8 protein-coding genes are annotated in these 12,735 nt (G+C 52.6%); 6 read left to right on the forward strand and 2 right to left on the reverse strand.

The window, feature by feature from the left end; all coding sequences use genetic code 11:
- The first annotated feature begins 384 nt into the window (after positions 1 to 384).
- Entirely contained in the window at positions 385 to 2,526 is a 2,142-nt protein-coding gene (ppk1, locus tag H6F91_RS12740; RefSeq protein ID WP_190775889.1) for a polyphosphate kinase 1, read from the forward strand.
- 104 nt (positions 2,527 to 2,630) lie between these two features.
- Here ppk1 and H6F91_RS12745 read toward each other — a convergent pair whose 3' ends face one another.
- Positions 2,631 to 5,699, reverse strand: a complete 3,069-nt coding sequence (locus H6F91_RS12745) for an EAL domain-containing protein (protein WP_206754934.1) — start codon at positions 5,697 to 5,699, stop codon at positions 2,631 to 2,633.
- Positions 5,700 to 6,106: 407 nt separating this feature from the next.
- Between H6F91_RS12745 and H6F91_RS12750 the strand changes: the two genes are divergently transcribed.
- The 3 genes from H6F91_RS12750 to H6F91_RS12760 all read left to right on the forward strand — a co-directional run bounded on the left by H6F91_RS12750 (position 6,107) and on the right by H6F91_RS12760 (position 10,148).
- The gene (locus H6F91_RS12750; protein ID WP_190775891.1) at positions 6,107 to 6,931 is read left to right on the forward strand and encodes a HEAT repeat domain-containing protein; all 825 of its coding nucleotides are present in this window, start codon (positions 6,107 to 6,109) and stop codon (positions 6,929 to 6,931) included.
- A 444-nt stretch (positions 6,932 to 7,375) separates the two neighbouring features.
- The gene (locus H6F91_RS12755; RefSeq protein ID WP_190775892.1) at positions 7,376 to 8,161 is read left to right on the forward strand and encodes a HEAT repeat domain-containing protein; all 786 of its coding nucleotides are present in this window, start codon (positions 7,376 to 7,378) and stop codon (positions 8,159 to 8,161) included.
- Between the two features lie 316 nt (positions 8,162 to 8,477).
- Complete coding sequence (locus tag H6F91_RS12760; RefSeq protein WP_190775893.1) at positions 8,478 to 10,148, forward strand: hypothetical protein; 1,671 nt, start codon at positions 8,478 to 8,480, stop codon at positions 10,146 to 10,148.
- Positions 10,149 to 10,273: 125 nt separating this feature from the next.
- Here H6F91_RS12760 and H6F91_RS12765 read toward each other — a convergent pair whose 3' ends face one another.
- Positions 10,274 to 10,897, reverse strand: coding sequence for a MarC family protein (locus H6F91_RS12765; protein ID WP_190775894.1), 624 nt, complete (start codon positions 10,895 to 10,897; stop codon positions 10,274 to 10,276).
- A 113-nt stretch (positions 10,898 to 11,010) separates the two neighbouring features.
- Here H6F91_RS12765 and gcvT point away from each other — a divergent pair, with 113 nt between their 5' ends.
- A complete protein-coding gene (gcvT, locus tag H6F91_RS12770; RefSeq protein ID WP_190789374.1) occupies positions 11,011 to 12,114 on the forward strand; it encodes a glycine cleavage system aminomethyltransferase GcvT in 1,104 nt (367 codons plus the stop codon).
- 164 nt (positions 12,115 to 12,278) lie between these two features.
- Complete coding sequence (gene gcvH / locus H6F91_RS12775; RefSeq protein WP_190775896.1) at positions 12,279 to 12,668, forward strand: glycine cleavage system protein GcvH; 390 nt, start codon at positions 12,279 to 12,281, stop codon at positions 12,666 to 12,668.
- Positions 12,669 to 12,735 lie beyond the last annotated feature (67 nt).

The raw sequence follows: 12,735 nt of genomic DNA on the forward strand, positions 1-12,735 counted from the left end.
CTGATGCTTTTTAAGACCACGGCTTAGCGGGGAGCGGTAAATTAGAACTAGGGCAACTTGTTGAGAAAGAAGGGTTTAGCTTCTTAAGTAGAGGAATCAGAAACCTTTTGCTGGAGATTTTGCATGAATACTTTTGAGCGTTCAGCATGAGTGCCTAAGAGCTCCAACGCTAACCGCTAATAGCCCTATGTACGAGGGCAGCGTGCGGATCAACAAGCTCCTTGGAATAAGGAGCAGAAGCATTTCCCATCCAGGCCCTCTGGCGAACCTGTCTTTCCTTCGGCTCCTGCCCTTCATCCTTTGCTCTATCCCGATGTCTTTAACAACACCTCCATTCCTCAAAACCTTTTGGGATGATTTCACTAACGCAGTAGGGGCCGCACGATGACGACAACCGCGAAGGCAACACAAGAAAATATTAATCTCAGTAATCCGGCTTACTATCTCAACCGAGAGTTGAGCTGGTTGGAGTTTAACCGTCGGGTTTTGCATGAGGCGTTTGATCCTCGTACCCCATTGCTAGAGCGGTTGAAGTTTACAGCTATCTTTAGCTCCAATCTGGATGAGTTTTTTATGGTGCGGGTCGCCATCCTGAAAGAGCAGGTCGAGGCGCAGGTGAGTCGCTTAACACCGGATGGGCGATCGCCCAAACAGCAACTCATTGAAATCTGTCAACAACTGCGACCCATGGTGGTTGAACAGCATCGATTTTTTGAGCAAACCTTGCGGCCTCAGCTTGAAACCCATGGCATTTATTTACTGAATTACATCGACCTCAACCAGGAACAGCGGCTTTATCTGCAACAGTACTTTGAGAAGCGCATTTTCCCGGTTCTCACTCCTCTGGCAATCGACCCAGCCCACCCATTCCCCCACATTTCCAACCTGAGTCTGAACCTCGCCGTACTCGTCAAAGATCCACAAACCGATAATGAGCGGTTCGCTCGGGTGAAAGTCCCCAACAGCTTGCCCCGGTTCATTACCCTACCCGAGAACTTACAAGTATTTGACAAGGATGGTCACGCTATGGTGTGGGCAGGGATACCGCTGGAACAGGTGGTTGCGCACAATCTAGACGTGTTGTTCCCAGGTATGGCGATTCAGGAGTATTATCCTTTTCGCATTACGCGTGATGCAGACTTTGAGGTGAGTGAAGATGAAGCGGACGACCTGCTGCTGGCGATCGAGCAAGAATTGCGGCGGCGGCGGTTTGGCGGCTCGGTCGTCAGGATGGAGGTCTACCCCTCTATGCCGGAGAACATACGGCAGACCCTGATGGAGGAAATGGAGCTGGTTGAAGGCGACATTTACGAAGTGGAAGGGTTACTGAATCTCAAAGACTTATTTGCATTAGCTGGATTGCCACTGCCAGAACTGAAGGATGAACCCTGGCCTCCGGTGCTTCCCGCACGGTTGCGATCGCCCAACGACGAGCAAGAAGCACCGGATATGTTTACAGTGATTCGCAATGGCGACTTGCTCGTGCATCATCCTTATGAATCGTTCAGCGCTACGGTAGAACAATTCATCTACCAGGCAGCTCACGACTCCCATGTGCTGGCCATTAAGATGACCCTGTACCGCACATCGGGAGACTCGCCCATCGTTAACGCTCTGATTGCCGCTGCTCAGAACGGTAAACAGGTCGCGGCTCTGGTAGAACTGAAAGCCCGTTTTGATGAGGAAAACAACATCACCTGGGCACGCAAGCTAGAAGATGCGGGGGTGCATGTCGTGTATGGCGTTGTGGGTCTGAAAACCCACACCAAAGTAGTTCTGGTGGTACGCCAGGAAAATGAGGAAATTCGCCGTTATGTGCACATTGGCACGGGCAACTATAATTCCAAAACAGCACGGCTATACACGGATTTGGGATTGCTCAGCTGCCGGGATGAGTTGGGAGCTGACCTGACGGATTTGTTCAATTACCTGACGGGGTATTCGCGTCAGCATGCCTATCGGAAGCTGCTCGTCGCTCCGGTCAATTTGCGCGATCGCATGTCTGCCCTGATCCGTCGCGAAATCGACCATGCCCGTGATGGCCGCGATGGTCGTATCATTGCCAAGATGAATTCGCTGGTAGACGCCAAAATTATTGTTCTACTCTACGAAGCTTCCCAGGCTGGGGTAAAAATTGACCTGATTATTCGAGGTATCTGCTGCCTCCGCCCTGGCATTGAGGGGGTTAGCGAGAATATCCGCGTCATCAGCATTATTGGGCGGCTCCTGGAGCATTCCCGTATCTTTTACTTCGGCAATGGTGGGGAGGAGGAAGTCTATATCGGCAGTGCCGATTGGATGCCCCGCAACCTGGATCGACGGGTAGAAGCCATTACCCCCGTAGAAGACCCCGCTCTGATGGCGGATTTGAAGGAACAGCTTGATATTTTTATGGACGACAATCGCCAGTGCTGGGATTTACATGCCGATGGCACCTACACCCAGCGCCGTCCTGATAACGGCACTGTTTTAAACGCTCAGGAGTTTTTAATGCAGCGCGCGGTAGAAGCCAGCCAGATTCGATAAATTTAGGTTGATGGGGGTCTGTAGACACTCCAATCAACCCAAAAGCAAGAATCGTGAACGAGGCATGGTGGTGTACAACGCACACAACCATGCCTCAGTTCTGGTTAAAACAAAGAGCGGCCCTCCTGAAGCAACTCATAGGCTTTACCGGCGGGAAGCCCTCGGGAAAACAGGTAGCCCTGCCCCATTTCACAACCCATAGCCTGAATTTGGGCCAGTTGTTGGAGGGTCTCAATCCCTTCGGCGATCGCCTCCAATCCCAACTGATGGCTGAGGGCAATGATGGTGGCAGCAATCTGACAGTTTTTGCTGTCTTCTTGCATCTGCAATACAAAAGAACGGTCAATTTTGAGAGCATCAACGGGCAGCCGATGCAGATAGTTGAGCGAAGAATACCCTGTTCCAAAATCATCAATGCTGATATGTACACCTCGGACCTGAATTTGTGTCAGCACTTCAATCGTGGTTGTAATGTCTGCAATCAGCATGCTTTCGGTAATTTCCAGCGTCAGACAGCGGCTGGGAATTTGCGTCTCTGCCAGAATTGCATCGATATGATCGAGCAACAGAGGATTGTAGAGATCCTGAGCGGAAAGGTTTACGCTCATACGGAGGGCTGACCACTGGGGAAATTTCTGTTGCCAGACGGCGAGTTGCCGACAGGCTTCGCCCATCACCCAAATGTCGAGGGGCACAATCAAGCCGGTTTCTTCTAGCAATGGAATAAATGCGGCTGGCCCGGTAAATCCTTGAACGGGATGATTCCAATGCACGAGGGCTTCAAAGCCTACAAGATGGCCGGTGGCGACTTTGACAATGGGTTGATAGTGCAATACAAATTCTTGCCGCTCTAGAGCTTTACGCAAGTCATTTTCCAGTTGCATTTGTTTTAGCATCTGGGCATGCATAGCCGCATCAAATATGACATAGCGGGACTTGCCCTGAGCTTTTGCGCGATACATTGCAATATCTGCATCACGCAATAAATCAGATGCCTCAATGTATTGCGACGAGCCAATCACAATGCCAATGCTGGCACTCAACACCACCTCTCGACTTTCCATCGCCAGGGGCGATCGCAATGCGGCCAAAATCCGCTCTGCTACATCCACAATCGTCGAGTTCTGAGCCACATCATCCAGCAAAATTACGAACTCATCCCCGCCTAAGCGGGCTGCCAGATCCACCGGGCGCAGAATTTGCTGCAAGGTCTGAGCAACCGAAATCAGCAGTTCATCCCCGACCAGATGTCCCAGACTGTCGTTGATAACTTTGAAGCGATCGAGATCCAAAAACAGCACGGCAAAGCAATAGTCTGCGTTCATCCGTTGGCGCTGAATAGCTAGCTCTAACCGTTGCATTAGCAGAGCCCGATTGGGCAAATCGGTAAGGGCATCGTGCAGGGCGTTGTAGATGAGTTGGTGCTCGGCTTGTTTGCGATCGCTAATATCCTGAAAAGCAGCGATCGCATACTGCACTGCTCCTTTGTCATCAAGAATCGGAGTTGCCCATAGTGCTAAAGGGATAACGCTGCGATCTGGACGGTGAATTTCTAGATCTTCAGCCCAGGCAAATTCTCCGGCGATCGCCCGCACATTAGGCAGCTCATCATTTGGGTAAAGCTCCTGGGTGTTCTCTCGAAACACGCGCATGCGGTAGTTCAACCCCTCCATCCCCGTCGCCGCTGTATCCTGGAGTCCCAACAAATCTTTGCCAATCTGGTTAAGGTAAGCCAGCTTACCCGTTGGGTCATGTACAGCGACACCAACGGGCAACGCTTCCAGAAATTGCGTCAGGCGGTTTTCGCTATCCGTGAGAGCCTGGTTCAAAGACCGGAGCTGTTTGAACGATGACTGAAGCTGAAAAGCCATCTGGTTAAAAGACGCTGCCAGTTCATCCACCTCGCGGATGGGGCCTGCCGGCACTGTCGCTTGCAAGTCTCCCTGGGCAATGGCATGGGCTGCCTGATTGAGTTGTAGCAGCGGGCGAGTCAACCGTTGTGTTGTCATCACTCCCGAATAGGTTGCTAACCCCAGAGCTGCCAAACATAGCAAAATCGTGTTGCGGTTATTGGCCTGAATCTGCGACATAAAGTCAGACTCTGGCACGACCACGACCACCAACCAATCCAACCCCCATTTGTCCTGGTAGGGCAGCACATCCACCATGTGGGGCTTGCCATGGATGGACAGTCTCAGGTTTTGGGTCGTTTGAACGGCATCAAAAGATTGAAATTGTTGCAGCAGGGCCAGGGATGTGTCCCGTAACAGCTCATTGTCGCTTTTTATGGCCTGGATGCGTTCTGTCTTACCATCGGGTGCGACCACAAAGGGCTGAGGTAACGCAGAACTAGCTACCAAGTTGCCATTCCGCTCCAGGATAAAAATTTGTCCCGTATGCCCAATTTCAATTTGTTGCAGAAACTTACTGATCGCCCCCAGCCCCAAATTATTCCCGACCACCCCTTGCACTTCCCCCGTGTGATCAATGATCGGAACACTGGCAGGCAGATCGATGCGGGGGGTTATTTGCAGGGGAAAGATATCGCCCCAGGTAAATGTACGCTGCCGTAATGCCTCGGTGTACCAGGGCCGCTGTCGAATATCAATGAAATTGGGAAGAATCCGTTGAAACGCGCCCCATTCTCCATCGGGCCCCGACTCAAAAATGCGATTGGGGCCCGGAACTTTCTCCCGTATAGCCAGCACGATTGTATCGGGCTCAAGCCGCTGAGCGGCGACAAACTGTCCGGCTGGATTGCCATAGTAAATGACCCCAATCGAGGGGTAGCTCTTGAGCTGATGCCAGAAGTACGTACCTAAAAACTTCAGATCCTGATTAGACCAGTGATTGGCAATGAGCTCTAAATTGCTCTGATTGATGAGTTGGGCCGTTTCTAGCTGGTAATCTAAATACTCTTGAACTCGAGCCAGGCTCTCGGAGCGCACATGAGAGGAAAGCTCCTGCACAGTTTTTGCACTGTTTTGGAAGGAGAGCCAGCCTGTAATGCCGACAGCGATCGCCATTTGCGTCACGAACGGCACAATCAGCACCCATCGCAGGGGAGCTTTTTGCCGAGAAGATTTCAGGCTTGCATCAGCACTGTTAGACTGCATACTGCGTCGAGGAAGATCCGAAAAGGCAACAGCTCCAAAGACAGGAGGGTAGAACACAAGGTGAAGTTCTGGACAAGGCGAAACAATGGAATGTGGCGGGAAAGTCAGAAGAGCCTGGAGTCAGAAGTATTCCTGCTATCACACCATTGTGCCCGCATCATCGCAGGATCTTGCCCTGCTACCCCTTAAAGGCTGAACCCGATTAAGCCTGCTTCATTAACTAACTATAAGCAGAGGGGGATGCCGGGTTTCTCTTTTTGTATCCTTAAATAACGGCAGGGCAAGCAATCTTGCCTTTTGCCTATTGAAAAAATTTTATTAGGAAGACGACCAACTTACTTCGTCTGAATGCATGAGGGTAGAACCTCTAACCGGGCGAGAGGGCTATCCCCTAGAACGGATCGTCATCCTTTCAACCTTTTTCAACTCACAATCAATACTCAGGAGTAACAGGTCTGAAGGTTATGGCACAGGGCGAAAGTCAAACAGATGGTACCTTGACAGTGGAGCGGGCGATCGCCAACCTGCGCGGAGACGACTTGGGGCTTCGGGTCTATGCCGCCTGGTGGTTGGGTCGTTTTCGAGTGAATGAACCCGAAGCGGTAACGGTACTCATTGAGGCGTTATCGGATGAAGCTGATCGAACGGAAGCAGGTGGCTATCCACTGCGCCGGAATGCAGCCCGAGCGTTAGGGAAACTGGGCGATCGCCGCGCTGTCTCCCCCCTTACCGAGTCTTTAAAGTGCACCGACTTCTATGTACGCGAAGCCGCGGCCCAATCCCTGGAAATGTTAGGCGACCCGGTCTGTGTACCCGCCCTGGTAGCGCTGCTACAGGACGAAGTACCCGGAACCCTACCGTCTCCAGAACAGCCAGACTTCATCCAACCCTACGACTCCCTTCTGGAAGCACTGGGTACTCTACAGGCGGCTGATGCAATCCCCCTGATCAAGTCATTTTTAGAGCACCCCATTGAGCGGGTACGCTATGCAGCAGCCCGCGCGCTGTACCAGCTCACCCCTGATCCGAATGAGGCGAGCCAATATGGCGATGTGCTGGTGCAGGCCCTGTCAGGACGCGACTTGCAACTGCGACGGGCGGCCCTGGCAGATTTGGGGGCTATCGGTTACTTAGGAGCAGCGGATGCGATCGCTGAAACCTTGGCCGAAAATAGCCTCAAGCTGATTGCCCTGAAAGGTTTACTGGAACACGCCATGCAGCAAAGTGAGGGCGATACACTTCCGCCAGAAGCCGTACGCGTGATGCAATTGATGGATGCTTTGCTGTAGTCACCTCTACAGCATCTTCCAAGCCGGTTATAGGAGAAGGATATGAGGCAAAGTTTATATCCTTCTCTCACAACAGAGCGGAAAGGGATACAAAAAACTTTAGTCCGAGTTAAGGGACGTTTCGCACTCACCAACCGGAGAGCCCGGAAAAATCAGGCATCGTTTTTCGCGGACTCAAGAAGAAACGTTCCAGGGGTTTTGTAACGAAATCATTGAGATAGCGATCGCATCGAAAAGCGTCTAATCGTTGCATTTTGTCACATATTTGAAATTGATCCCTATCCGCCCCACAATCAAATATAGAGATTCTATAAACACCCCGTTCGATTCAATTTAAAGGCGACGCAGTTTCAAGTTCGAGTGCTTTTCCATCTCGGTGGATCTCAGTGCTCCTCTGGCTCGATGACCCTGTTTTTATTCCATTAACAAATTAAATTACGCATCATGACGAATACCCAACCTCAGGTTTTAATTCGTGCGGTTCAAGATGCTGACTCTCCTCTTAAGCTGATCAAGGCGGTTAATGCTCTCGCTGAGGCCCATCACCCCGAAGCCATTCCAACCTTATTGGAAGTGCTGGGCTACAACAACCCGGGTGCCGCTGTAGCCGCTGTAGACGGGCTTGTGCAATTAGGAGATATGGCGGTAGAGCCCCTCCTGAAGCACCTGGATGGGCACAACTACACGGCTCGGGCCTGGGGCGTTCGTGCTCTGGCTGGGATCGGCCATCCCAGCGGTCTAGAAACCTTACTGACAACCCTCAAAACCGACTTTGCCATGAGCGTGCGTCGGGCCGCTGCCCGAGGTTTGGGCAACATTCGCTGGCAAGAAATGCCTGAAAGCGATCGCCCCGCTGCGCAAGCTGCCGCCATGGAGACCCTTCTGGTTGCCAGCCAGGATGGAGAGTGGATTGTGCGGTATGCGGCGATCGCGGCATTACATGCCCTGGCAACCGCCCTCTCTGACCCTAAAGCGATCGCACACATTCAAGCCGGTTGGCAGCAGCAGCTTCAGGTAGAAGAGACGCTGGCCGTGCAGGCGCGCATCCGTTTGGCTCAGCAGAGCCTTCACAGCCACACTCCCAGCGATGGCACTCCCGAAGGCGACTGGTACGCGACCCTGGAGCGGCTCTACCACCGCAAATCAGAAGAGCGTCCTATGGCCGAAGGCGACCCACGCAAATTCCGGGAAGTGGCTGCCTCCCTGAGCGCTCGCTACAACGCTGAATAAACTCTTCTCTGGTATCCCGCCATGTAGCCGAAACGTTGATTTTTCGTGGGTAAATCCACGAAAAATCAACCTCAGCTAGCATAAACATTCTTGAGGAGCCGAAGAGCTCCGCAAAAATTCTTGACAGACAGTGAGTTGGCGAAGATTCCAGGAAATATTACGGTAGACTGTTGAAATTTCAAGCCTTTCTGACATTTGCAGTTTGACATATCACCGTTCACAGCCAAATCCTAGTGATCCGTCTGGGCACAATAACCCACATTCTGACGGGGTACCACCTTCCTCAGAAGGGCGGTCAGGATCTTTTGAGCATCCTATGGCTGCGCTTCTGGCAGGAGACGGTGACTCCTTGGAAGTGGGCAACCTGGCCCTCACAGTTGACTACCTTAAAAACGAATCGACGTTTCTGGATGCCATCACCATTCAGCTTTACCAGAAGCTGCTGGAACGCTATGGCGAAGAACTCGATCAGGAAATCACCAGCGACACCATCTTCACGAACATCAAGGACTTAGCCGACGACTGGCTGGAGCAACAGCATCGCTGGCCACAATTGGTGCAAGAGTTGCGCTCGAATCTTGTCATGCGCGCCTTACAAGATATGGAGCGAGACCTGGGGGATGCGGTGCTGCAATCCCTTGACTGGGAAGCGTTTAATCGGATGCTGTTGCAGTATTTGGGGAATGGCGATCGCGATCGTCTCAACGCCCGTTTGGCCCAGTTAGAATCCTTTCACGGTCAGCGGATTGCAGAGCAGATTGTCCAATCCCTCAATTTAGAGCAACAGCCCTTCTCAACTATAAAACGGATGCTACGGCTGGGCACGGAGGCTCCCCGCATTGTCTCCACCCCCGAAGTCGAGGAAGTGGGAACCGGGCCGATCGCAGAAATCCCCAGTGAGTTTCCTGTAGTCAGTCAGGAAGATGCAGAGGGCGTTCTTTATTTTTCCGATCGGCTACAGACTGATCTGTGGGATGCCGATCTGCGTAACGTTGCCTTCCTGCGATACCAGTCGCGACATAACCGCAATGCTTATCTGGAGCACTATGTCACCAATCCATCCGATCTGATCTACTTGCCCTGGGAAATGACCGAGCAGCTCCTGCAAAAGTTTGGCCTCAGTGCTACACGCCTGCATTTGCTGTTCTGCGCCTTTGCGATGCAGCATGAACAGACCTGGCACGGTAGTTTTCAGCTCGATATGGATGACATCCTGCCGCTTTTGGATGGCACCCGTCCTCCCCGAATGGGCCGCGCTACCCGGCAAAACCAGATCGCAGGCTTAGCCTATGCACTGTCATGTCTGCTGGTGAAAATGATTTGGGGAGAAACGGCGACCCCGCTGATTCAAACCCCCGTTGCCAAACTTTGGGACATTCTGATTGAACCCCAGGGCAACCTGGATTGGAGCAGTGGCCGCATTGAACAACCGGAAGCGATTCATGTATTAGTACGCCCTGGCCTCTGGGTTGAGGGCATTGCCCAGCGGTCAGAGGGCCGATTGGGAACAGCACTGCAACACTTTGGACGAATGGCTGTCCTTCTGTTACAACGGCAGGCCTTTACCAATGATCTGGCACTACGACTCCTGATTTATTTGATGCTCGATACCCGGCTGCAAGCCAGCTCGTCCAATCCCCATGAGTACGAGGTGCGGCGACTGCTGTCGATCGGTCTATCAAGCACTGAACCCATCGATGACCTCAGCTTAAGTGAAGCTCAGGGACTCTTTGATCAGTGGCATCAAACCCTCTCCATCTTTGCAGCATTGGGCTGGCAACCCCGCCCCAGTGGCACGGGGGCCGTGACTAAGACAGTGCTCAACCCCAGCCACTTCTACCGTAGCCCCTACCCCCGTTGGCTCGACCCCACTCAGGAAATCCGCAAACCGAAGGGTTGGGTCGGTAACTGGCTGGATCAACGGCTGGCCCTGTATCCACCGTTGGAGGCGACCGCCCTGGGCGGCAACCGACTCGAAGTATCTTAAGGGAATCTTTAACTCAACTTCGGGTTCAGGCCTTTTTCGAAGGGATTGCTTCGCATTTCCCTTGAAAAAGCCCTTTTCGGCGCGCTTCGGCTTATCCCAACCTGAGGCAGCATCTTTCCCCGCCGTTATGCAAGAGACAATAAGCCCGGAAGCAGACTCCCAATCCCGACCAGAATAAATTTGACGCCAAAAGCCGCTAGAATCAGGCCGCTGATACGAGTCACAATGCTTAAGCCGTCATTGCCTAACTGCGTCGCCAGGGTTGGGGAGAAGTGGTAGGACAAGTAAATAATGAACGTGGCGATCGCAATAATCACTGCCATCAACAGCCACTGCACCGGATTCCGGTAAAGGCTGGCGTAGACAATGAGTGTACTAATAACCCCCGGTCCCGTAGTAACGGGCAAAGCCAGGGGAACGACGGCGATCGACTCTCCCCGATCATCCACAGGTTGATGCTTCTGGTTACGTCCCTGGGCCATGCTCAACCCCATGTTGAGGAGCAACAGCCCACCGGCGATCTGGAAGGCGTGAATGTCGATACCCAGAAATGCCAGCAGTGTATTGCCTAACAGAAATGACACCAGCATGATGATGCCAGAAGCGATCGCCCCCTGAATAGCCACCTCCTGGCACCGCCTGGGGCTTTCCCCTGCCGTCAAACTCACAAAAATCGGTGCAATGGCAACGGGATTAATAATCACCACCAACCCCACCAGTAAATTCAAAAACTCCGTTGGACCTGCCATAGCCGCCCCTGATTCAGCTGGATACGTTCAACTTCAGTCTATTCCTTTGCCTTCTGCCACCCATCATAGGCAGATAATGATAGCGTTAGGAAGCACAGTTATTCCTTACGGCAATGGCTGAATCCCTTCAACAGACACCGCTCTACCCTCTGGAACTGGAACTAAAAGCCCGTATGACTCCCTTTGCCGGGTGGGAAATGCCAGTTCAATTTAGCGGCATCACCCAGGAGCACCAGGCGGTACGGCAACAGGCCGGCATGTTCGACATCTCACACATGGGTAAGTTTGCCTTACGGGGAAAAGGTGTCCTGGCCCTGTTGCAAACCCTCGTCCCTTCAGATCTCAGCCGTTTACAATCCGGGCAGGCGCAATACACCGTATTTCTAAACCCCCAGGGTGGAATTATTGACGACCTGATCGTGTACTTTCAGGGCACCGACCGCAACGGGGATGAGCGGGTACAACTGATCGTCAACGCTGCCACGACCCAGAAAGATCGCGATTGGGTTTTGGGAAATGTAGGCCACGCCATTCAGTTTGAGGACCAATCCCTCTCTCAGGCCCTGCTGGCTGTGCAGGGGCCTGCTGCTGTTGCCACCTTGCAAAAGTTTGTACAGGAAGATCTCTCAGTCATTCCCCGATTTGGACATCTGGAAGGAACGGTACTTGGTCAACGCAGCTTTTTAGCTCGCACCGGATATACCGGGGAGGATGGCTTTGAAGTGATGGTGGCACCAGAAGTAGCGCAGGAGTTGTGGCGATCGCTCCTCGCAGCAGGCGTTACCCCCTGTGGTTTGGGGTGCCGTGACACTCTCCGCTTAGAAGCCGCCATGGCCCTTTACGGCCAGGATATCGACGATACCACCACTCCCCTGGAAGCCGGGTTGAACTGGCTGGTGCATCTGGACAGCACACCGGAATTTATAGGGCGAGCCGTACTGGAAGCGCAAAAGCGCGAAGGTGTCGCTCGACGGTTGGTGGGGCTACAACTGGAGGGCCGAAACATTGCGCGCCATGACTATCCGGTGCTGTATAACGGGGAAGTCGTGGGTAAGATTACCAGCGGCACCCTATCGCCAACTCTGGGTTACCCAGTCGCGTTGGCCTATGTGCCCGTGGCTCTTAGTAAAGTGGGACAAGTCGTGGAAGTTAGTATTCGGGGCAAAACCTTTCCGGCAACGGTGGTTAAGCGTCCTTTTTATCGAAACGCATTGTGAGATAGAAATACCCGACGGAAAAGTGCTGAAGGAATTCAAAAACCTAGAGGTCAGAATTCCTAGAAATAGCGCAAAATCGGTTTGAGCGATTTTCGTTGGGTCGGCAACGCCGCATACCCTCCCATCGTGTCTACAGCAGTGCTTGTTACAAGGAATATCGAATTATGTCCTTTGACTACCCCGAAGACCTGAAATATACAGATACCCATGAGTACGCTCGCGTCGAAGGCGAAATCGCCACGATTGGCATTACAGCTTTTGCCATTGATCAACTGGGCGACATCGTATTCCTGGAATTGCCGGATGTAGGCGCAGCCCTTGAGAAAGGTGAAAATTTTGGTACCGTCGAGTCTGTAAAGGCGGTCGAAGACCTCAAATCCCCAGTAACAGGGACCGTCATTGAACGCAATGATGCGGTAGTCGATGCCCCCGAACAACTGGCCGATGATCCGTATGGCGAAGCCTGGTTACTCAAGGTGCGTCTGGATGCACTGGATGAAATGGAAGATGCGATGTCAGCCCCCGAGTATCGTGCCCTGGTAGAAGGCGAGTAGGACGCTACCTAGGCAGAGGTGTGCGATGCAAGATGCCGCACACCTCCGCTAATTGGATAACCCTGGG

The sequence above is a fragment of the Leptolyngbya sp. FACHB-8 genome, assembly GCF_014695575.1.
Classification (GTDB): domain Bacteria; phylum Cyanobacteriota; class Cyanobacteriia; order Elainellales; family Elainellaceae; genus Vacuolonema.